The organism is Rhizobium sp. Root1212 (assembly GCF_001424985.1).
Taxonomy (GTDB): Bacteria; Pseudomonadota; Alphaproteobacteria; order Rhizobiales; family Rhizobiaceae; genus Pararhizobium.
In genome coordinates, this window is the sequence record NZ_LMDA01000007.1 from 68639 (window position 1) to 90484 (window position 21846).

Consider the following 21846-nt stretch of genomic DNA (forward strand, 5'->3'; position numbering starts at 1 on the left):
ACAGATGTCCCGTCTGTTCGCCATCACCAGGAGTATTGAGGAGGTCGTCTCGGAATTCGCGGTCGACGTTCAATCGGCAACGGACGTGCCGAGCGAGACGATCGAGGGAATGCCGGGCCTCGTCGTCTTCAAGAAGAATGGCGTGCGCGTCCTCAAGTCTGTTCCGTGGGGTTTCCCGCGCAAGTCACGCGATGGTCCGCCGACCCGGCTTGGCCTTGTCGCCGATCTGACCAATGCCATGTGGGAGCAGACGGTCGTCGATCCACGTTATCGATGCCTGATCCCGCTGACGCATTTTGCCAATCCTGACGGCCCGAAAGGCGGAAAGACGAGAACCTGGTTCAGCCTTCATCGACAGCCGCTCGTCGCCTGGGCCGGTTTTTGCAGAAATACGCCAGAGTTCGGAGCTGTGTTCGCGGGCATGACAGGCGAGGCGAACGAGAAGGTACGACCGCTGAACGACCGCATGCCTGTCCTTTTGAGGCCCAACGAGTACGAACACTGGCTGACCGGTGACATTCAGGACGTCATCAAGTTCCAGTTCCGCGAGCCTTTGCCCGCCGAAGACTTCGATGTTCTGGAAACACGAGACCGCTGGCAAAGCGGCAGCCCGCCGGGAACAGCTATTCTACGCCGCTCAAACCGCTCTATGTTGTAATCGATCCGCGCCAATCCGAGGAAACCGCATGTGCAACCTGTATACCCTTCGCAAGACAGCCGCAGAAGTCGCCGCGTATTTCGGCGTGCCGAACCCGACCGCATCCAACGCGGCCGACGAGGTTTATCCTGGGACACCGGGCATGGTCGTAACCGAGAACGACGGCGTACGTGAGCTGAGGTCGATGACGTGGGGCTTCCCTTTGCGGCTGAAGACTATGAAGCCGGAGGCAAAGCCCAAGCCCGTGAACAACATCGCCGACCTGGCAAAGGGCATGTGGATCGGGCTGGCGCGCAAACCGCAATGGCGGTGTCTGATTCCGGTCACCCATTTCGCAGAAGCTGAAGGCGAAAAGGGGAAAATGACCCGAACGTGGTTTTCCCATCGGGATGAACCGATCTTCGCCTGGGCGGGCTTGTGGCGGGTCAGCGATGAATGGGGGCCTGTCTACAGCGGCGTGATGACCGATGCGAACGAAGCGATCCAGCCCGTCCACAACCGGATGCCGGTCCTGCTTCAGTTGCGTGAATACGATCAATGGCTCCGTGGAAGTTTCGACGAAGCCTACGCGTTTCAGAAACGGATTTTTCCACCGGAACTCATCGTCATGGACCGCACTGACGAACTCTGGGCCAAGAAAAAGGTGGGTGCGGAAACGCCGTTGCTTCTCTAAACCGGACGATCTGTGCCTATCGGCTATTGCCCGCATACCGCCAACGTTTCAGGAAGGACCCCTCCACGTATGACGGACAATCACCGCAAAAAGCCGTCGCGTCCAAATTCCTCCCAACCGGTCAGTTTCGTGCTGTCCTCGCCCAACCCTTTCTTTGCAGGTGTTGGGGTATTCGCTCCCTTCTTCAGCGAGCGCGTTAATTTCGCCTTGTAAGCGGCCCGCCGTCGGTTTTCAGCCGCCGCCACAAGGTCGTCTTCCCGCCATTCGTCAACCGCACCCCGATCGAGCAAGTCCTCCACCACGCGAGGATCAAAGACGTGAAACGTGATCTGCCTCGCGCGACCTGCCAACCGGACCGTGCGCGTACCAGCACTGGGAAGCCGACCGTCCGCGAGCCAGCGGTGTCTCTCGCCTGGCTTGATCGTGAGAATATCCTGTATCTCACGAGGGATGACAGGCAGGCTTTCGATATCCTTCATGCCGGCAGAGACAATGCCAGCTGCTGCGTTAAATTCCGTCTTTGCAGTGGCAGGCATTGCCAGGACGAGCTCACCGGCTTCGAGAACGAGCGACTTTCGCAAAGACTTCGGAAGGCGCGCCCGCATTTCCAAGAGAATGCCTTTTGCACGCACGGAAGATCCAAGCGTGGCTGCGGGCGCAAGGGGCCAGGTCCTCAGGAGTTCGATGTCATTCTTCTCTTGTCTTGGCATGTCAGGTAGATGGGTCCCGCGCCGCGCCAAGTCAATCTAATGCAGGCCGTCGCGAACGGACAAAGGTGGCCGCAAGACGCAATTATGTGACCGTTCAAAGGCTTGCGAACCAACGTGCATACGGGGTGTTTTTCGCCATGTGCCGGTTGTAGTCCGGCTGGCCATCATTCCACCAGGCCGGACCGCGTTCGCCAAGGCCGATTTTGGCCAGATCAACTTGGCTGCGTGCTTCCGCTCTAGCAGCGCTACCCACTTGCGTGTCGCGGACAGTCCGTCGTGCAGACATCAGGTCTTTCACCAGTCTGTCCCGCTCGTCTTCGCTCAATGCTGGATTGCTTTTCCGCCACAGGCGTCCCCGCACAACAAAGTATCGGCCATCGGGCGTGTCCAGATATTTGTGTTGATCGTCTGGCTTTCTCGTCATTGGACAGGAACTTTCAGACACAACATTGGTTTCAAACGCGAGGTCGCGGTGTGTCAATCGGACATGACGGGGATGGTGGACGCAGCGGTTTTTCCGATTTCTCGCTGCGGGCAACGAAACGCCAGGCGAGCGCCCAACCCGTCCGCCGCGTCCTTAACTCAAGGAGTAGCCAATGATCGATCCACCGACAGCCGAGCCAGGAAGCGGGGAACGGAAGGTCGAACTCGATCAAACCGTGGACTACGCTATTCAGCTCCTGATGGAGGAAGCCCACACACTCGGTTGGCAGCGGGTCGAATTCCTGACAGCAATCATGGATGCAGCGAAAAATCGCATCTCCGCAATGGAAGACGAACGCGAAATCGAAGATGTGCCACTTCTCAAGCCCAACTGAGGCGACGCAGATGGCCGGTTCGAGATTTCGACCTGAGAATGATCCCCCATTTTTCATCTGATAAGTCTGTACGCGCAGCTTCACGGCCAATCGCCATCCATCTGTAACTTTTTGCCTTTTCGCGCGTTTCGAGAACAGGAACCAACGGAGGCTGCCATGTCCAAGCGCGAACTGATCGATACCGGAACCGATAAACGCTATGTGCGCCGTGATGAGGACGGCAGGTTCAAGGAGTCTGTCGATGTCGGTCGCTCGCTGTCGGCAGACAAGCGGCACGAGGCGAAAACCGATGCCAAGCCTGGCGAAGGCGATAAGGGCGACCATAAGTCAAGGTGAAAATCGCCACCTACAACGTCAACGGGGTCAACGGTCGTCTCGCAGTCCTACTGCAATGGCTCGAAGAGGCATCCCCCGATATCGTCTGTCTTCAGGAGCTGAAAGCCCCGAACGCCAAATTTCCAGCCAAGGCGATTGAAGCCGCCGGGTACGGCGCCATCTGGCACGGGCAGAAAAGCTGGAACGGTGTCGCGATCCTGGCAAGAGGAAATGAGCCGCTACTTACCCGCAAGGGCTTGCCGGGCGATCCCGACGACACCCAAAGCCGATACATCGAAGCGGCGATCGAGGGCATGGTGATCGGCTGCCTGTATCTGCCCAACGGCAATCCCTATCCCGGCCCGAAGTTCGACTACAAGCTCGCTTGGTTTGAACGCCTTGCGATATATGCTGCGGAACTTCTTGAGCTTGATGTGCCCGTCATCCTTGCCGGCGACTACAATGTCATGCCGACGGAGCTCGACGTCTACAAGCCTGAACGCTGGATCGACGATGCGCTGTTTCGCGTTGAGGTCCGCGAAGCTTACAAGCAACTGTTAGGCCAGGGATGGACAGATGCCATCAGGGCACTTCATCCCAGCGAGCGGATCTACACCTTTTGGGATTATTTCAGGAACGCTTTCGGCAGGAATGCTGGTCTCAGGCTCGATCACTTTTTGCTCAGCCCGGATGTCGCCGCGCGCCTCGTCAAGGCCGAGGTGGACAAAGACGTTCGAGGTTGGGACCACACGAGCGACCATGCGCCGACATGGATCGAGCTTTCCGACAAGGCAATCAAAAGGAGACGAAAAAATGGAAGATGACTGGCGCGCTGAGGTCAGGCTGGGTCTGGAGGCACTGATCGACAAAGCCGTGGTAACAGGCGCAATACAGGTGGAAGTTTTTGCAGTGGTTAAAGACGAACTTGCTCGTCTGCGCGCCGCCATGGAACGTGATCCGGATCCGTCAGAAGACGACATCAAAACGGCTGAGGAGCCTGCCAACGATTGGCCCGGTGCATCTTAAAACTCTTTCGGGCTGCTTAGAGGGGTTCTCACGATATTCCGCTCCGGGTTGTCGACGGGCGGTAGGTTACCTTTTCATAAATGGTCTGCTTAAATTATACGGCCTATTATTATGGTATAACATATCGCATAACCATATTTATGGAACTTGTGGATGTTCGTGCCAGTGCCGAACCGTCGGGCTCAGAGATGGGGTCATCCTGTGGTCCGACAGGACATAAGGTGTTTTCGGTTGTCCCAGTTTAGTCAACCAGACAAGCGCTTATTGAAGTTATCTCGATCAGTGGATAAACCAGGCGCAACAACTGAAGCCGCCCATCACGTGTCGCTGCGGGCGACGCGACCCGGCTTGTACGAAAACGTCCGCCTTCAGGCACGGGCAACGATGCTCCTATGTTCGATCGACGGCAAAGTCGCCTTTAGGCGTGAACGGTAGTCGGCTTCGCAAGGTACTCTGCTGTTGTCTTCGCCTTGAAGGATCCAGATCAGGTTCAAATCACGAAGGATGATTGGGGAGAGCCGGTCATAGATTTCTTATCGGCAAACATACCCAAATCCACCGAAGAGGAGGCGGGTGTTGTGTCTGCCTGTGCGTGTACAACAGGACCAGCCCCAGCTTCGAAACGAATCACTCGGTGCGAATTACGGGTCAGACTGATGTCGATAACAGTTGAAGATAAACGCCGAAACTAGTGGATGCGAAAGCCGTCATTAGCGGAGATGGATGCGCCGGAAGAACCTTTGCCAGGAGCGTGCCAAGCGAGATTAAAAGTATGCCGGTCCAGAGGCCGTGGTTGGCGCAAACCAGTCCAATAGCGGAAATATTGAGGGCGCTGGCGATCATTGTCTCCGGCGACACCGCCACAGCGCTCGGCGTGGCAGAGTGAAAAATCCTGGTGAACCGCACCCAGCTCAGAGCGATTGTCAAAATCAAAAATACGGGAGCGATGGACATCACCAGCGCCCCTTCCCTGTCATGGGAATATTCTCTTCCGCATCGTTTCCACGAGAAAGACGTTTAGCAAATACGTCGCCGATCGCGATCAGCACGGGGCTTTCGTAGCCGATCTCCGCGATACCTTCTGCAATGGTGAAAAGCGTGCCGTGCCACTGCCGCTCCGTGGCCCGACTGATCTCGCTGACGATAACGGCCGGCGTTTCGGCTTTAAGGCCTTCCGCCATCAGTTGCTCGGCAATCAGCGGTGCAGTGCGGCCGCCCATATAGAAGATGTTCGTCGTGCGTGGATCCGCCATAGAGCGCCAGTCGATGTCGGCCGGCAGCTCACTGTGGCGGGAATGGCCTGTCGTGAAGCGCACGGACTGGGCGTGGTCGCGGTGCGTGAGCGAAATGCCGAGGCGCGAAGCCATGGCACTTGCCGCTGTTATGCCGGGAATGACATCGACGGGGATGCCTTCCGCCTGCAGATGGGCGATTTCCTCGCCGGCCCGCCCGAAAACCATCGGATCGCCGGATTTCAGCCGCACCACGCGCTTGCCCGCCTTGGCGAGCCTCACCATCATCGCGTTGATATCCTCCTGCTTGCAGCTTTCGCGATCGCCGCGCTTGCCGACCAGCATGCGCTTGGCTTCGCGGCGAGCAAGTTCCAGCACATCGTCGGAGACCAGATCGTCGAACAGGATAACATCGGCCGCCTGCAAGGCGCGCATAGCCTTCAATGTCAGAAGCTCGGCATCGCCCGGCCCCGCGCCGACAAGCGTCACGCGGCCACGGTCGGTGGTGGTGGAGAGCGTTTCCGCCTCGCGGATCAGTTCGACCGCCGTGGCCTCGTCGGGCGTTTCGGCCTTGGTGAAGGCGCGATCGACGAATTTTTCCCAGAAGGCGCGGCGTTGCGGGCCTGGCTCCAGCCAGAGATTGACGCTTTCGCGGACGGACCGGGCTAGGGCCGCCCATGCCTTCAGGCTGCGCGGCAGAAGCGTCTCGATCCAGCGGCGGATGGCCTGCGCAAGGATGGGGGCCGCACCATCCGTCGAGATCGCGATGATCGCCGGCGAGCGGTTGACGATGGAGCCGAACTGGAACTGGCAATAGGCCGGCTTGTCGATGACATTGACCGGCACGCCCGCAGCGTGGGCTGTCATGAAGAAAACCTCGGCCTCGTCTTGCTCCTCAAAATCACCGATTACGAGCGTTGCGCCTGCAAGAGCTTGTTTGTTCCAGAGTTCCGGTCTGTGGGTCAGCTTGGCGGAAGCATGGACCACTGGGCGGGCGAGCAGGGCCTCGAAGGTCTCGCTGAGTGTTTCTGCAAAAACCTCGACATGGGCGCCGCAGGAGGCGAGCAATTCCGCTTTCCACGCCGCTGCATCTGAGCCGCCGACGATGACGCACCGCTTGTTCTCCAATGCCCAGAAGACCGGCAGCTTTGCCATGGCCTCCATACGGGCGGGTGCTTCATTCCGCGGCTGCTGCAAGACATCCATCGATGATCCCCCTGATTTCCGCGCGGCAGGAGCCGCAATTGGTTCCGGCATTGAGTTGCCTGCCGACAGCCTCGACGCTGTGGCAGCCACCGCGCACGGCGGCGACGATCTGGTTGACGCCGACGCCGAAACATGAGCAGACGGTGGCGCCGGGATCGGGACGACCGGCACCGGGACGCCCGGCGACAAGCGTGAAGCGCTTGCGCAGGTTGCCGTGTTCGACTGTGAGCTGCGAAACCGCCCAAGTGCGGGCAACGGCCACCGGCTCGCGCGCCAGAAACAGCGCGGCGAGCAGCCTGTCGCCATCGAAGAAGGCAAGCCGGAGGTCTCCGGTCTGGTGATCGGCATAGCCCAAAGGCTCGACATGTCCATCAATGCCGAAGGTGGCGCGGCACCATGCGGTCCAGTCGGCAGGCACTTCGGCAAAAGCAAACTCGATCCGCCATCCGCCATCCGCCTTGGCCAAAGCCCAGTAGTCTGCTTGCGGCTGCACCGGCTTTGCGGCGGACACGGCGAAACCATAGAGGGCGGCGGCGAAGGGTTGGGCTGAAATAGCAACGTTCTTGGAGGCTGGCTGGCCTGACACGGGATCGGTAAGGGGCGGCACGACGGCATCGATGCGAGCTTTAGTGGCAAACTGGTCGTTCCAGTGCATCGGAACGAAGATACTGCCGCGGGCCTGCCGCTCGGTGATCAGGGCTCGAGCCAAGCTTTTGCCGTGGGGGCTTTCGATCTCGACCAGCCCGGCGCTACGGACGCCGATGGTCTGTGCATCGCGGGGATGGATTTCGGCAAAGGGCTCGGCGATATGGGCCGAAAGCCGGGCGCTTTTTCCCGTCCTCGTCATCGTGTGCCACTGGTCGCGGATACGGCCAGTGTTGAGCGTGAAGGGGAAATCCGTTGTCGTGCGGTCCGTTTCCGGCGGATAGACGGCGATGAAGCGCGCCCGTCTGTCGGGGTGATAGAAGCCGCCGTTTGAGAAAAACCGGGTCGTGTCGCAACCTTTTCCCGCCGGCTGCGGCCATTGGAACGGCGTCATCGCCTGATAGGCGGCATTCTCGACACCGGCATAGGCGCCGATATCGAAGTCGCGATCGCCCTTGTTTTCAAAAGCGGAAAGGGCTGCGTGCTCGGCAAAAATCTTCGAAGGCGCGGAGTAGTCGAAACCGGCAAAGCCCATGCGATCAGCAACTTCGCAAAGCTGCCACCAGTCGGCCTTCGCCTTTCCGGGCGCGGCCAAGAAGGGACGCTGGCGAGAGATGCGGCGCTCCGAATTGGTCACCGCGCCATCCTTTTCGCCCCAGCCGAGTGAAGGCAGCAGCACATGGGCGTGGCGGGCGGTATCCGTCGTCTTCAGCACATCCGAGACGACGACGAAGGGACAGGCGGCAATAGCCGCCTCGACGGCATCCGCATCCGGCATCGAGACGACCGGATTGGTCGCCATGATCCAGAGTGCCTTGATGCGCCCGTCGGCAACGGCGCGGAACATGTCGACGGCCTTCAGCCCGGCATGATCCGCGATGGCCGGCGACTGCCAGAAGCGCTGCACGCGGTCGCGATCTTCAGGGTTTTCGATCGCCATATGGGCCGCCAGCATATTGGCGAGACCACCGACCTCGCGGCCGCCCATGGCGTTTGGCTGGCCGGTCAGCGAAAACGGCCCCATGCCCGGACGTCCGATGCGGCCGGTCGCCAGATGACAGTTGATGATGGCATTGACCTTGTCGGTGCCGGACGAGGACTGGTTGACGCCCTGACTGTAGCAGGTGACGACCCGCTCGGTTCGTTCGAACAGGCTGAAAAACTGACGCAGTTCGCTGGCGCCGAGCCCGGTGCGTTCCATCAATTCGGGAAAACGCAAGGTGCCCGCAGCGGCAAAGGCATCGGCAAAGCCGTTGGTGTGGGCGGCCACATAGTTTTCGTCGATGGCGCTCGTCTTGGCGAGATGGGCGAGCAGGCCGTTGAACAAGGCGATATCGCCATCCGGGCGGATCGCCAGATGCAGGTCGGCGAAATCGGCCGTCATCGTCCGGCGCGGATCGATCACCACCACCTTCATGCCCGGCCGGGCAGCTTTTGCAGCGGCAAGGCGCTGGTAGATGACCGGGTGGCACCAGGCGAGGTTCGAGCCGGTAAGGATGACGAGATCGGCAAGCTCAAGGTCTTCATAGGTGCCCGGCACCGTATCGGCGCCGAAGGACCGCTTGTGGCCCGCCACCGAAGACGACATGCAAAGCCTTGAATTCGTGTCGATATTGGCGGAGCCAATATAGCCCTTCATCAGCTTGTTGGCGATGTAGTAGTCCTCGGTCAGAAGCTGGCCGGAGACATAGAAGGCGACGGAATCCGGGCCATGTGCTGCGATCGCTGCGGAGAAACGCGCGGCGACGAGATCGAGTGCCTCGTTCCACTCTGCCGGCTTGCCGTCGATCTCCGGCTCCAGCAGGCGGCCGTCGAGATCGATGGTCTCCGCCAGCGCCGATCCCTTGGAGCAGAGGCGGCCGAAATTGGCGGGGTGATCGGGATCACCCTTCACCGAAACCTTGCCATCCTCATCGACCTTGGCGATCACCCCGCAGCCGACACCGCAATAGGGACAGGTGGTTTTCGTTTCAGCCATGATATCCGGCTCCCGATACAAGCAGTGTTTTCGTGATGCAGAAGCGACGATCTCCCTCTTCTCCCCAGCGTGGACAAGATGCCCGCTGGGCAGATGAGGGGGCCTTGGCCAGGAGCTCAAAACCTGCCGCCCCCTCATCCGACGCTACGCGCCACCTTCTCCCCGCTGGGGAGAAGAGGGAGATTGCCGCAGCTTCCTGCACGATCCACGTCATGCCGTTACTCCGCCGCCATCATCAGGCTTTCCAGCGCGATGAAGAGTTCGCCGTCCTCGTTGCGAAGAGGGATGGTGCGAACTTCGCCTTCGTCCGCCCCCAGCGCCTTGCCGGTTTCGAGCGAAATCACCCAGTTGTGCAGCGGGCAGGTCACGGCCTTGCCGTGAACGATGCCCTGCGTCAGTGGTCCGCCCTTGTGCGGGCAGTGGTCCTCGATGGCGAAGACCTCGTTTTCCGCCGTGCGGAAAACGCCGATCTTGCCTTGCGGCGTCTTCACGCAGCGCGCGCCCCGGAGCGGAATGTCGGCGATGTTGCCGATGGGATGCCAGTTCATGTCTCTTTCCTTTCCCAGATCACTCAACTCACTCGGCGGCCTGGCTGAAGCCGACGGATGCCATCGGCCGGAACTCGTGCTTGTCCTTGCCGGAGACACGCTCCGACCACGGATCGACCTGGGCGAATTGCTGGCTGAAGACGAAGCGGTCGTAGTAGGCCTTGCGCTTGTCGGCATCGCCCATGATCTGGCGGCGGATTTCCTCAAGGCCGATGCGCTTTGCCCATTTGTAGATGCGCTCGAGATAGCGGGCCTGCTCGCGGTACATCTGGGTCAACGCCACGATATGCTCCAGCGCCTCGTCCTCGCTCTTCACGAGACCGAGAACCTCGGTGCCCTTGATGTCGAGGCCGGCGGCGCCGGCGAAATGGATCTCGAAACCACTGTCGACGCAGATGACGCCGATATCCTTGCAGGTCGCTTCCGCGCAGTTTCGCGGACAGCCGGAAACCGCCATCTTCAGCTTGGCCGGCGTCCACGAACCCCACATGAATTTCTCGATGCGGATGCCGAGCCCTGTCGAATCCTGCGTGCCGAAGCGGCACCAGTCGGAACCGACACAGGTCTTCACTGTGCGCAGGCCCTTGGCATAAGCCTGACCGGAGATGAAGCCGGCCTTGCCGAGATCGGCCCAGACGGCTGGCAGGTCTTCCTTCTCGATGCCGAGCAGGTCGATGCGCTGGCCGCCGGTGACCTTCACCAGCGGGATCTCGAACTTGTCGACGACATCGGCGATGGCACGCAACTCGCCCGAGTTGGTGACGCCGCCCCACATGCGCGGCACGACGGAATAGGTGCCGTCCTTCTGGATGTTGGCGTGCACACGCTCGTTGATAAAGCGCGACTGGTAATCGTCGGCATATTCATCCGGCCAGTCGCAGACGAGGTAGTAGTTGAGCGCCGGGCGGCATTTGGCACAGCCGCAGGAGGTTTTCCACTCCAGTTCCTGCATCACGGCCGGAATGGTCTTCAGCTCCTTCGCCTTGATCAGGCGGCGCACGTCGTCATGGCCAAGCTCGGTGCAGGTGCACATCGGCTGGACGGCGGCGGGGTTGTAGCTGTCGCCGAGCGTGATCGTCATCAGCTTCTCGACAAGCCCCGTGCAGGAGCCGCAGGAGGCGGATGCCTTGGTGTGGGCGCGCACGTCATCCAGCGACGTCAGACCCTTGGAAGTGATGGTCGAGGTGATCTTGCCCTTGCAGACGCCGTTGCAGCCACAGATTTCCGCGTCATCCGGCAAGGCTGCAACGGCCGCCATAGGGTCCAGCGGCGACCCTCCCTGATAGGCCTGCCCGAAGATCAGCGTCTCGCGCATGTCGGAGATATCGGTCGCCTTCTTCTTCAGGTCGTTAAACCAGGCGCCATCGGCGGTCTCACCATAAAGAACGGTGCCGATGATGCGGTTTTCCTTCAGCACGACGCGCTTGTAGACGCCGGCCGAGGCATCGCGCAGCACGATCTCCTCGCGGTCGTCTCCATCGGCGAAATCGCCGAGCGAGAACAGCTCGATACCCGTGACCTTCAGCTTGGTCGGCGTATCGGAATGCACGAAAGCCGGCGAACGGTCGCCCGCCAGATGGGAGGCGGCAATGCGGGCCATCTCGTAGAGCGGCGCGACGAGGCCATAGACCATGCCGCCGACTTCGGCGCATTCGCCGAGCGCCCAGATGTTGCCATCCGACGTCTGCATGCCGTCATCGACGACGATGCCGCGGTTGACGGCAAGGCCGGCTTCCTTGGCAAGACCGACGCTCGGGCGGATACCGACCGCCATCACCACCAGCGTCGCCGGGATGATGCGGCCGTCGTCAAGCTCGATGCCCTCGACCTTGCCATCGCCGATGATCGCCTTGGTGTTGGCCTTGCAGATGATCTGGATGCCGCGGCCTTCCAGTTCCTTCTGGAGAAGGTAGCCAGCGGCGGGATCGAGCTGCCGATCCATCAGGGTCGGCATGACGTGCAGCACGGTCACGTCCATGCCGCGGCCGGCAAGGCCGGCGGCGGCTTCGAGACCGAGCAGGCCGCCACCGATGACAACGGCCTTTTCGCGGGACTGGGCGGCGAGCAGCATGGCCTGCACGTCGTCCAGATCGCGATAGGTGATGACGCCGCGCATGTCGTTGCCCGGAACCGGGATAATGAAAGGCATGGAGCCGGTGGCGATCACCAGCTTGTCGTAGCTCTCGGTGACGCCATGATCGGACGTCACGGTCTTGGCGATGCGGTCGATCGCAACGATCCTGTGGCCCTTATAGAGAGTGATGCCGTGTTTGATGTACCAGCCGTCACCATGGATGACGATCTCTTCGAATTCCTTCTCGCCGGAGAGAACCGGCGAGAGCATGATGCGGTCGTAATTGACGCGCGGCTCGGCGTTGAAAATGGTGACCTGATACTGGTCAGGCGCTTTGTCGAGCAGGTGCTCCAGCATGCGCCCCGGCGCCATGCCATTGCCGATGATGACGAGTTTTTCTGTCATGGATTTTCCCCGGTTCAGGCGGCGACGGCCGAGATGGAGAGCGCATTGCGCTCGATCTTGCGGATCGACAGGTGCATCCAGATCATCGACGCGGCGACGACGGCAAAGAGCAGCAGGAAGCAGCTCGACCAAAGGCCGGTCATATCCTTCAGGAACCCGAAGGCGATCGGCAGGATGAAGCCGCCGAGGCCGCCGACCATGCCGACGACACCGCCGACAGCGCCGATGCTATCGGGATAGTAGGCCGGGATATGCTTGTAGACGGCGGCCTTGCCGAGGCTCATGAAGAAGCCCAGCACGAAGATCACCACGATAAACACGGCGGGCGTGATGCCGAAGCCGGCACCCGCTGTTGCGGCCGGAAGCGACAGGATGAGGGTTGCAAGCGCCGAGACGGCGAGAACCCAGTACATGACAGTGCGGGCACCCTTGCGATCCGAAAGCATGCCGCCGAAGGCGCGAAAAATGCTGCCGGGGATCGAGTATGCTGCGGCGATCATGCCGGCATGGGCGATGTCGAAGCCATAGACGCCGACGAGATAACGCGGCAGCCACAGGGCGAGCGCAACAAAGCCGCCAAAGGCAAAGAAATAATAGAGCGAGAAGCGCCAGACCTGCACATTCTTGAGCGGCGCGAATTCCTGGACGAGGCTGCGCGGTGCGGCGCCACGCTCGCGCCGTGCTTTGAACGACGGATCATCGGTGGTGGTAAACCAGAAGACCACGGCCATGACAATGAGGCCGAGCGCCCAGATCTGGGCAACGGCCTGCCAACCCCAGGCCAGCAGCACCAAGGGGGCAAGAAACTTGGTGACGGCCGCGCCGACATTGCCGGCGCCGAAGATGCCGAGCGCCGTGCCCTGCTTCTGCGCCGAAAAGAACGGCGAGACATAGGCAACGCCCACGGCAAAGGAGCCACCCGCAAGGCCGACGCCGAGACCGGCGAGTAGCATCTGCGGGAAGGTCGTGGCGTAGGAGAGCAGGAACGTGGAAAGGGCGGCGGCAAGCATGGTGAGCGTATAGACAATACGGCCACCGTAACGGCCGGTCCAGATGCCAAGCACGATGCGTACCAGCGAGCCCGACAGGATCGGCGTGCCGATCAGCAGGCCGAATTCGGCCTCGCTCAGGCCCAGATCCTGCTTGATGCGGATGCCGATGATCGCAAAGATCGTCCAGACGGCAAAACAGATGGTGAAGGCCAGTGTGGACATCCACAGGGCTTTGGCAGGTTCTCCCGGGGAGATGGCTTTGGTGTTTTCAGACATAGTTTCTCCGAGGCCCGACAAGGTCGTGCCGCTCCAATCTCGGGGTTGAAAAACAAAAAGCCGCTGGTCAGGTGTGCAGACACGCGGATGCGTGCGCTTTTCCTGATCAGCGGCTTTGCTGGAGGCGCCCTTCGTTGGACGCCGATATCGTGACCCGAAGGCCTGCTATTTACAAAGCAAGAGGCGTGCCAGTTTTTCTGACATCAAATTTTTCAAATACTTGGAAGGTTTTGGATCAGGATGCCGCTGATCGGGTCATCGCAAACGCGCAGGATAGGCATCAAATTTTGTGCACTGCGCATAAAATAGGCTCACGCTAAATGCTTCGCTTGCGCTGCGATATAGTCACCCACCGCATCCGGATCGAAAAGCCCGCCATCGAAGAAGCCGTCAGGGCCAAGGCTTAATGTGCCGGAGGAGCCGACGGGTGTCTCTACCGTCAGTGCCCCTTCCACCTTCGCGCTCGCCGAAGGCATGACGACGCCCTGCGCTTTCAAAACGTTTCGATAGAGATCCGGTCGATAGGTCTCCGCCGCGATCTGCTGATGCGACAGGGAATGCTCGATCTGCCCCCAGCGCACCATCTGCGTGTAGAACCAGAGCGCATGGCTCTTCCACGGGAAGGTGGCGGCCTTGGCCTGGGGCACGAAGAAATCCTGGACAGCGCGGATATCGCCGCCGCCGACGGGCAGAAGACCGGTCAACGCTGGCAGCAGAAGCGCGCTGTCACGCCCGACATAGGCTGGCCTTGAAAGAATATCCGCCAATTCCGCATGATTTTCGGCTCGCCCGCACCAGCGCGACGCTTCCTCAAGCGCGACAATCAATGCCGAAAGTGCCTCTGGATGCGCTTCTGCCCAGCCTGCATTGACACCAAGCACCTTTTCCGGGCTGGATTTCCAGATCGCGGCCTTGGTGGTCGCGAGATGCGCTCCGCGATTCAGGACCCCATAGGTATTCCAAGGTTCGCCGGCGCAATAGCCATCGATCAGGCCTTCGGCAAGCGCATCGCCCATATCCGGCGGCGGCAGAACGAGGATTTCGATATCGCGGTCGGGATCGATACCGCTTGCCGCCAGCCAGTAGCGCAGCTCGTAGTTATGCCCTGAATAGGGATGGACGACACCGAAGCGAGGTGGATCGGAGGGTTTGGCGGCAATAACCCCGCGTAGCGCTTGCCCATTGTTGTACGCATCGAGGTTTGCCATTGCCCCCTGCCCTGCCATCGCCCGCCAGAGCTTTGCCGAAACAGTCACTGCATTGCCGCCGAGCCCCAATGCCATCGGTACGATCATTTTCGGGGAAAGAGGATCAAGGCCCAGATTGAAGGCAATCGGCATCGGCCCCAGAATATGGGCGACATTGAAATGGCTGACCGCCAGCCGGTCGCGGATCGAGGCCCAGGAGCGTTCGCGCACCAGCGATAGCGCGATGCTGTTCTTCTCCGCAAATCCCTTTTCCCTGGCGGCGACCAGAATAGCGCTATCGAGCAACGGCACGAAACCCGCTGTAATCTCGTATGTCATTCGCTTGCTCCCGGATCGAGCAGGCTTGCGGCCGTGACGAGGCTTTGGGCGATCTCGACGATCTTGCGGTTCTGGTTCATGGCCGCCTTGCGCAGCAAGGCATAGGCCGCCTCTTCCGACAGCCCGCGCGAACGCATCAGCAGGCCCTTGGCACGATCGATGATCTTGCGGTTTTCCAGCTCGCCGCGGGTTTCATCCAACTCGCGGGAAAGACGGGAGAAGGCGTTGAAACGGCTTATCGCCATCTTCAGAATCGGCCGCACCCGCTCCTGCTTCAGCCCGTCGACAATATAGGCGGAGACGCCCGCATCCACAGCCGCCTCGATGGAAGCCTCGTCGGACTTATCGACAAACATGGCGATTGGCCGCTGAATAGCACGGGAAATCTGAAAGAAGCTTTCAAGCATGTCACGGTTTGGATTTTCGAGATCGATGACGATGACATCCGGGTTGATTTCGGCAATGCGCCGCGCCAGCCCGTGCATGTCGTCGATGATCCTCACCTGATCATAGCCGCCTTCACGCAGGCCTTCCTCGATGATCGACGCGCGAATGCGGTTTTCATCTATGACCAGTACGGTGAGGCTACTTGATTTCATAACACCAACAACAGTTTCGGCGCGATGCCGCCAACGGCACACGAAACCCCCAAGCCGCACATGACCGAACCTATCCGGGAAATCAAGCAGAAAACCTAGTCCGCCTTTCTGTCTTTGGGTCGCATGCATCAAAAGTTAACGCTTGCGATCTCGTCAGCTTTCGTCCTTCAAATTGATTTCCATAACTGCACTGCCGCGGCCTCGTTGACGAAAATAGGTTCTAACCCGCCGCTGATCGGCCCGACGTCCACACTGTCGAGATGATCTTCGTCCTGCCGCACTCTGCGAAAATGGAGCTTGATGGTCGTGCCATGCCCGACTTCGCTGTAAATCTTGATGTGACCGCCAGATTGTTTGACGAAGCCATAGACCATCGAGAGACCCAGACAGGTGCCTTTGCCCACGGGCTTCCTCGAAAAGAAGGAAGACCTGATCGATGATCTTCTGTGGCATGCCGTCACCTCATCATGCTGGCGTGCGTAATCGTCGTCGAGGAAAGTGTTCTCCACGTCGATGGTCCGCTTGCCCTGGCCGTCTATCGCATTCCGGGCATTGATCGCCAAGTTGAAGATCGCATTCTCGACTTGCACTGGATGGACCGATGCATTCCGGAGACCACCGCCGCGGATGGTTTCAATCTCAACACCTTCTCCGAGAGTCCGGCGTGACATCTCCTCGATGTCGGCAATAAAGCGCGCCGTATTTACGACCTGGGTCCCAACGGATCAAGCCGAACCCATCGAGGCGCGGCATCATGATGTCTGGCAGCGGCATTCTGCCCGCGCCTCCCTCACACGGATGAGACCCGTAGCTGGCTTTTAGGAAGCATCTTACTTCTTGGTCAATCCGTGGATGCGAACGTTATGGGCTCGAAGGGTTCCCAAAGTTTTTTCAGCAAACGATTTCAGGGCACCTGAGTTGTTGCTTTGCGCATATTCGTCAAAGAGCTTAACCGCCTCTTCGTGAGCGAGAACCTGGGTCGAGAGATAGGCCTGATCGAAATCCGTTTCCGAAGCAGCCTTAAGAGCATCAAGCTGCTTGCGGTGCTGCTCGTCCAGCGTCACATCAACTTGGATATTGTCTTCCTTCGCTGCCATGGCGAGAGCCAGTCCGGCGTTCTCGTGATCCGAGATCATGTCTTTGGCGAAGGTCCTCGCTGCTTCATCCTTCGCTTTTTCCATCGCGACCCCATCGGCCTCGATCTCGAACGTGTTTGAAGCGGCGGCCGTGTCAGCGAATTCCTGAGGGGACAGCGCATTGTCTTGGGCACTGCCGGTGATAGGAAACGAGTTGAAAGCGAGTGCCGTGACGGCGACGATGGCCAGACGAATTGTTGAGCTTTGGGTCATGTGATCCTCCTGGCCAGTAATCTCACATCTGAAGTTTTGTTCCGCTTTCATTTCCGAGCCATCCAAATCGCGATAACATGCGCCCAACGGCCGTTCTTGGCTGCAGGTCGATACACATGATATTCTCGAGATAGGACTTCGCCTATGCAAAAAGATGCTCGGGAAAGGCGGCGAGTATGCGTGGGCCCGCCTCCACGAGGATCACTTTCAGATTGTCGGGCTGCAGGTTTCGGAAATCGCGGCTGATCATGAAGCGACCAAGTTCGGAGATCGCGCCCGCCATTTCGACGCCCGTCGGCCCACCGCCGATGACGATGCTGGTGAGCAACGCCTGCTTCTCAGCTTCGCTCTTCGCTCGCTCAGCCCGCTCGAATGCCAGAAGCAGTCGATGACGGATCTGCCGCGCCTCATGAATGCTTTTCAGACCGGGCGCGAATTCTCGCCATTCATCATGGCCGAAGTAGTTGTAGTCGGAGCCGGTGGCGATGACCAACTGATCGTAGGAAAGCGAGTCGCCATCAGACAAGGACACCATGCGCGACGACGGGTCGATGCCGACCACCTCTGCCATGATCATGTTTATGTTCTTGAAACGGGCAAGCGTTTTGCGAATTGGTTCGGCGATGTCTGCCGGCGACAGGGCGGCGGTCGCCACCTGGTACAGCAGCGGCTGGAAGAGGTTGTGATTGCGGCGGTCAACGACCGTGACATCAATATCTGGGGCGTTGCCCAGTTCCATGGCACAGGCCAGGCCGCCGAAACCGCCGCCAATGATGACGACACGACGGGAAACACGGTGTTCGGCGTCAAAATCACGTCGGGGGTTGAATACGGTCATAGCCCGCTCCGTTAGTTTGTGCTCGGATGTGTTCTGCCTGACCGATGCGTCATATCGGCAAGCCGAAGCAGCGCAGTGAAAGCAGGTCTTCAAGCGTGAAGTTGGGGCCGAACAGAAGAAACGACCATACCGGACGGGTCGCGAAGACAAGACCAAGACCGAAAGCAGCCCAGATCAACGCAGTGCGGGCTTCACGCAGCGTCTCAGCCATTGCGTTTCCTCATGATCAGCACGCCAGTGGCGACCATGGCCCCACCCCAGGCAAGAAACCCGAGGTCCCAGAAGAGCCACTCCCCGTGAGGAACGGTTTCGTTGACGTGGTGGAGGCCGAGCACCTGGTGGTCGATAACGCCTTCGACAAGGTTGAACGATCCGAAGCCGATGAGCATCGTCGCCACGAGGTAGCCCGTCGACCAGCGGAAATGGCTGAGACGGCCGGACCGCCACAGGATGAAAAGGCCGGCCAATACGAACACGTAGGTACCAGAATGGAAGACGCCGTCCCAGAAGGTGTTCAGTTCAAGGTTTTCGATCGTGGTGATCGGGTACCAGGAACTGACCATATGGTGCCATTGCAGAAGCTGGTGCAGAACAATGCCGTCGAAGAAGCCTCCAAGGCCCAGGCCTAACAGCAGGCCGGCGGATAGCGGGAAGCTTCTTGTCGGCCGCCGATCTCGTCCTATCATGCGAGTACCTTGGCCGAGACCGCCGCTTCAACAAACGTGACGCGGGCAAGCTCCGAGCTTCCGTGACTAGCTATAGCGTCGACGCAGCGGCGCTTAGCCGCTCAGAATACTTCGGAATTCATCAATGCTATGTCTCAAAGCCGAAACCTCCAAGGACGCTCTCGACTAAATACAAACACTCGGTCCCCGTATCGATCATTTTACGCTTTGTCATTTTGCATTTCCTCTTGAATTCTAAGGAAGGCCCGGTTCAGAGCCATCCGACACCACTTCCTCTCCAAGCGCAGAAAGCCGCGCGTCGACGGAATCCATCATCGAGTTGAGAAACTCGACCCGCTGCCACCCTATGAGATGCGCCTCCTCATGCAGCATTTGGACGGTGTAATCTGCCGCCTGGTCCAGTTCGACCTTCCGCTCCTGCTCTCCAAGCTGTTTGGTTGGGGGATCGATCAAGCTGCCCCGACAAGTGGTTGAGATCACGGCGGACGGGTTGGGCGCTCGCCTGGCATTTCGTTGCCCGCAGCGAGAAATCGGAAAAACCGCTGCGTCCACCATCCCCGTCATGTCCGATTGACACGCCACAATCTCGACATTTGGAACCACGGGGGGGCGTAAAGGTTCCACGATTCCCCACACCATCATCATGGGCACGCATCCTCGCCGGCTCAATTGACGACTGGGTTGAGGTGAACTCATGCGAAAAGACCCGATATCTGCGGCCCGCCAGCGGCTACGGTGTGGGGTGGCGTCAGCGATCAGGCCTCGGAAGAGCTTTTGTGATTTCTCATCGCATTCGCGAAATGATCACCATCGCCGTATCGTTCAGAAAGTAAATCGGGTTACCGACGAAAGGATTCACCGACTGTGTCGGCGACGTATGCTCCCCTTACGCCCATGGGTAGCGCGGGCCCGGTCGTCGTATCTTTCTCCGTCTGACGCTCCAGTTCGGCGTTAAGTTCTCCACCGATGAACAGAATGGCAATCGACAACCATAGCCAAACCAGAAAACCGATCAGGACTCCAAGCGTTCCGTAGGTCGCGCTGTAGTTTGCAAAATGGTCAAGGTAGATCGAAAATCCGACGGACATGCCGCACCAGCCGAGAGTGGTGAGAGCCGCTCCCCATGTAATCCATCGCAATTTCGCCGGTTGGCGGCTTGGTCCAAACCGATAAACGGCCGAGGATCCGACAAGCACGAATGCCAACAACAACGGCCATCGCAAGATCAAAGCAGCACGTTCAATGTCCTGATCGAGCCAAACGTACGTCAACGCGACGGGCAATACGGCCACGAGCCCGACCATTGCAACGGAGGCAAAGATGCCCGCAGCCGTGAAAGCAAGGCCAAGAAAGTTCAGCCAGATAAACCCGCGCTTCTCCTTCTCTTCATAAGCGATGTTCATCGCGTCAAAGATGGCCATAGTACCTCGATGCGTTCCCCAAATTGCAACACCGAGACCAATGAAGAACGTCAATCCCAATGTATTGTCGTTGCGCTTCGCCAGCACCTCGATCTGATCCGCGAAAAGCTGAAATGCTCCGGTAGGCAGGAATACGCCCACGTCGCGGAGATGGAGAGAGATATCTCCGGGATCAGCGATCAGGGCGTAGAGCGAAACCAGACCCGCAAGTGCCGGGAAAATTGACAGGAAGAGATAAAACGCAACCCCCGCTGAAACAAGCATCACCCGATCATCCAGAACCTCGCGGTAGGTCCGATAAATAACGTCGAGAAGGCCTTTTGCGGGTATCTGCTCAGGCGTTTCGGCTCGTCTGCCGCGTTCCTGCTTGTTTGCACGGCCAGGGTCAACTTCATTGGGCGCCGACCGTGAGAAGGCCCATATCGATATTCCGATGACGAGCACACCCGCGACGGCCTGCACGAGTGTGGCATTCCTAAGCCTGCTCAATTTTAACCATCTCCTGAAATACCGTGCACGTCGAGAAGTGGAACCGGACTTGGAACAGTCAAGGCCCGTCCGTAGGCATGTCCGCGGCGCGCAAGATCGGAAAGCCTGAATTTGTGGAACAATATCAAAAGGTCGGGGTTGGAAACGCCACGAAGGTTTTGTTATTTCGCTTATACCGGGAGCCCACATGGAAGAGCAGACTTCCGCCGCTATCGCTAACTCTCCGACGGCTCTTGCCCAACTTGGCACCCTCGCAATTCATTACGGACTTTCACTCGTCGGCGCCATTGTACTCCTTATAGTGGGTTGGATCTTATCCGGCATCATTAGCCGATGGGCTTATAAGGGTCTGGCCCGTATCCACGGAATCGACGAAACGCTCGCGCGCTTTTTCGAGAATGTTCTCCACTACGGTTTGCTTATTGTCGTCTTGGTGATGGTGCTTGGCCAATTCGGTGTTCAGACCGCTTCCATTGTCGCTGCGTTGGGAGCTGCTGGTCTCGCGATAGGTCTCGCGCTGCAAGGAACCCTGCAGAACATAGCAGCCGGCATTATGCTATTGGTGCTACGCCCTTTCAGACTTGGCGACTTCATTGAAACGGCAGCACTCAAGGGGAAAGTCATCGAGGTCGGGCTCTTCGCAACCGAATTAAGAAACACAGATGGTCTCTATCTTCTCGCGCCGAATTCAACACTCTGGAATACGCCGATCATCAATCACAGCCGTGAGCCCGAGCGCCGCCAAGAAGTTGCTGTAGCTGTGGCGAATGACGCGGATATCAATCTTGTGAAGCACATTATGTCAGAGATCATTTCCGCCGACCCGCGCGTACAGAAAAATCCTCCCCCCAGAGTCGTGATTGAGGACATAGCAGGCGAAAAGGTAACAGTTAAGGCCGAGTACTGGGCGGAGACCGCGCAGTGGACCGAGACGCGTTTCGATGTCGTCGAACGCGTCAAAACGCGCCTTACGGAACGAGGGATCACCATCAAATAAGAACCATTGGAGGAAAGCTTTGCCCCTGGTTTGTTACGCCGAGGAACATGACGGTGGATTCGACTACCAGGTCAACAATCTATGGTCTGAGCCATTTCCGCACCATGACACCGCACTTGCGGCCGCAAAGGCTGCCGCCCAAAGGGGCAACTCGGTGGCGATGATACGGAGATACCTTCTAAACAGCCGATGGGCCGTGACGTACTGAGCACGCTTCAGGTGGCGATCGCCCAGAAACGCAGGTTTATCGATGACAGTGCCGAAAGCGCAGAGGATCGCGGGCCAGGTGAACCGCCCCGACTTTGCCGGAGACCGTTTGGTTTAAGTTATGCGGCCATAGCTGGTGCGTCCAGCGTGGCGTAGTATCGTTCTTCTGCCTCTGCAG

General features: G+C 59.1%; 24 protein-coding genes and 1 pseudogene. 7 read left to right on the forward strand and 18 right to left on the reverse strand.

The window, feature by feature from the left end:
- Positions 1–4 precede the first annotated feature (4 nt).
- Together ASC86_RS10180 and ASC86_RS10185 are read left to right on the forward strand one after the other, a co-directional pair.
- On the forward strand, positions 5–658 hold the full coding sequence (locus ASC86_RS10180) for an SOS response-associated peptidase family protein (protein ID WP_056320054.1): 654 nt from the start codon (positions 5–7) through the stop codon (positions 656–658).
- A gap of 28 nt (positions 659–686) precedes the next feature.
- Entirely contained in the window at positions 687–1331 is a 645-nt protein-coding gene (locus ASC86_RS10185; protein WP_056320059.1) for an SOS response-associated peptidase family protein, read from the forward strand.
- A gap of 80 nt (positions 1332–1411) precedes the next feature.
- Here the strand turns inward: ASC86_RS10185 and ASC86_RS10190 are convergent, their stop codons facing one another.
- The gene (locus ASC86_RS10190; RefSeq protein ID WP_056320062.1) at positions 1412–2041 is read right to left on the reverse strand and encodes a hypothetical protein; all 630 of its coding nucleotides are present in this window, start codon (positions 2039–2041) and stop codon (positions 1412–1414) included.
- A gap of 94 nt (positions 2042–2135) precedes the next feature.
- Positions 2136–2465: a hypothetical protein gene (locus ASC86_RS25065; RefSeq protein WP_082510036.1), complete on the reverse strand. Its 330-nt coding sequence runs from the start codon at positions 2463–2465 to the stop codon at positions 2136–2138.
- A gap of 172 nt (positions 2466–2637) precedes the next feature.
- Here ASC86_RS25065 and ASC86_RS10195 point away from each other — a divergent pair, with 172 nt between their 5' ends.
- The 4 genes from ASC86_RS10195 (at position 2638) to ASC86_RS10210 (ending at position 4200) form a co-directional block, all read left to right on the forward strand.
- A complete protein-coding gene (locus tag ASC86_RS10195) occupies positions 2638–2859 on the forward strand; it encodes a hypothetical protein (RefSeq protein WP_056320064.1) in 222 nt (73 codons plus the stop codon).
- Positions 2860–3015: 156 nt separating this feature from the next.
- Positions 3016–3195 carry a hypothetical protein gene (locus tag ASC86_RS10200; RefSeq protein ID WP_056320065.1) on the forward strand — a complete coding sequence of 60 codons (180 nt, stop codon included), beginning with the start codon at positions 3016–3018 and terminating at the stop codon, positions 3193–3195.
- The gene (gene xth / locus ASC86_RS10205) at positions 3192–3998 is read left to right on the forward strand and encodes an exodeoxyribonuclease III (RefSeq protein ID WP_056320069.1); all 807 of its coding nucleotides are present in this window, start codon (positions 3192–3194) and stop codon (positions 3996–3998) included. The genes ASC86_RS10200 and xth overlap by 4 nt, the downstream gene beginning before the upstream one ends.
- Complete coding sequence (locus ASC86_RS10210; RefSeq protein ID WP_056320071.1) at positions 3988–4200, forward strand: hypothetical protein; 213 nt, start codon at positions 3988–3990, stop codon at positions 4198–4200. Before xth ends, ASC86_RS10210 begins: the two co-directional genes overlap by 11 nt.
- 648 nt (positions 4201–4848) lie before the next feature.
- Here the strand turns inward: ASC86_RS10210 and ASC86_RS10215 are convergent.
- From ASC86_RS10215 to ASC86_RS10280, 16 genes and pseudogenes are all read right to left on the reverse strand, one after another.
- Positions 4849–5154 carry a hypothetical protein gene (locus ASC86_RS10215; RefSeq protein WP_056320074.1) on the reverse strand — a complete coding sequence of 102 codons (306 nt, stop codon included), beginning with the start codon at positions 5152–5154 and terminating at the stop codon, positions 4849–4851.
- Entirely contained in the window at positions 5154–6638 is a 1485-nt protein-coding gene (gene cysG / locus ASC86_RS10220) for a siroheme synthase CysG (RefSeq protein ID WP_056320077.1), read from the reverse strand. The genes ASC86_RS10215 and cysG overlap by 1 nt, the downstream gene beginning before the upstream one ends.
- Positions 6610–9264 (reverse strand): nitrate reductase, encoded by a 2655-nt coding sequence (locus ASC86_RS10225; RefSeq protein WP_156386985.1) that lies wholly within the window; start codon positions 9262–9264, stop codon positions 6610–6612. Before ASC86_RS10225 ends, cysG begins: the two co-directional genes overlap by 29 nt.
- 215 nt (positions 9265–9479) lie before the next feature.
- Positions 9480–9809: a nitrite reductase small subunit NirD gene (gene nirD / locus ASC86_RS10230; protein ID WP_056320080.1), complete on the reverse strand. Its 330-nt coding sequence runs from the start codon at positions 9807–9809 to the stop codon at positions 9480–9482.
- A 28-nt stretch (positions 9810–9837) separates the two neighbouring features.
- Complete coding sequence (gene nirB / locus ASC86_RS10235) at positions 9838–12288, reverse strand: nitrite reductase large subunit NirB (protein WP_056320083.1); 2451 nt, start codon at positions 12286–12288, stop codon at positions 9838–9840.
- Positions 12289–12302: 14 nt separating this feature from the next.
- A complete protein-coding gene (locus ASC86_RS10240; protein WP_056320085.1) occupies positions 12303–13556 on the reverse strand; it encodes a nitrate/nitrite transporter in 1254 nt (417 codons plus the stop codon).
- Positions 13557–13867: 311 nt separating this feature from the next.
- Positions 13868–15082: a CmpA/NrtA family ABC transporter substrate-binding protein gene (locus ASC86_RS10245; RefSeq protein ID WP_056320088.1), complete on the reverse strand. Its 1215-nt coding sequence runs from the start codon at positions 15080–15082 to the stop codon at positions 13868–13870.
- Entirely contained in the window at positions 15079–15681 is a 603-nt protein-coding gene (locus ASC86_RS10250; RefSeq protein ID WP_056320090.1) for an ANTAR domain-containing response regulator, read from the reverse strand. Before ASC86_RS10250 ends, ASC86_RS10245 begins: the two co-directional genes overlap by 4 nt.
- A gap of 167 nt (positions 15682–15848) precedes the next feature.
- Positions 15849–16352 (reverse strand): ATP-binding protein, encoded by a 504-nt coding sequence (locus ASC86_RS10255; protein ID WP_056320093.1) that lies wholly within the window; start codon positions 16350–16352, stop codon positions 15849–15851.
- A 159-nt stretch (positions 16353–16511) separates the two neighbouring features.
- Entirely contained in the window at positions 16512–17030 is a 519-nt protein-coding gene (locus tag ASC86_RS10260) for a DUF4142 domain-containing protein (RefSeq protein ID WP_056320096.1), read from the reverse strand.
- 142 nt (positions 17031–17172) lie between these two features.
- On the reverse strand, positions 17173–17868 hold the full coding sequence (locus ASC86_RS10265) for an FAD-dependent oxidoreductase (protein ID WP_244477578.1): 696 nt from the start codon (positions 17866–17868) through the stop codon (positions 17173–17175).
- Positions 17869–17917: 49 nt separating this feature from the next.
- A complete protein-coding gene (locus ASC86_RS26225; protein WP_200943799.1) occupies positions 17918–18079 on the reverse strand; it encodes a hypothetical protein in 162 nt (53 codons plus the stop codon).
- Positions 18072–18554 (reverse strand): DUF2243 domain-containing protein, encoded by a 483-nt coding sequence (locus tag ASC86_RS10270; RefSeq protein ID WP_056320098.1) that lies wholly within the window; start codon positions 18552–18554, stop codon positions 18072–18074. Before ASC86_RS10270 ends, ASC86_RS26225 begins: the two co-directional genes overlap by 8 nt.
- Positions 18551–18652, reverse strand: a pseudogene (locus ASC86_RS26560) (DUF982 domain-containing protein); the annotation flags it as partial. The gene ASC86_RS10270 and the pseudogene ASC86_RS26560, both read right to left, overlap by 4 nt.
- A 136-nt stretch (positions 18653–18788) precedes the next feature.
- On the reverse strand, positions 18789–19199 hold the full coding sequence (locus ASC86_RS10275) for a hypothetical protein (protein ID WP_056320101.1): 411 nt from the start codon (positions 19197–19199) through the stop codon (positions 18789–18791).
- A 194-nt stretch (positions 19200–19393) separates the two neighbouring features.
- Positions 19394–20419: a YihY/virulence factor BrkB family protein gene (locus ASC86_RS10280; RefSeq protein ID WP_244477580.1), complete on the reverse strand. Its 1026-nt coding sequence runs from the start codon at positions 20417–20419 to the stop codon at positions 19394–19396.
- A 232-nt stretch (positions 20420–20651) separates the two neighbouring features.
- On the opposite strand from ASC86_RS10280, the gene ASC86_RS10285 reads away from it, so the two are divergent.
- Positions 20652–21461, forward strand: a complete 810-nt coding sequence (locus ASC86_RS10285) for a mechanosensitive ion channel domain-containing protein (protein ID WP_056320108.1) — start codon at positions 20652–20654, stop codon at positions 21459–21461.
- Positions 21462–21846 lie beyond the last annotated feature (385 nt).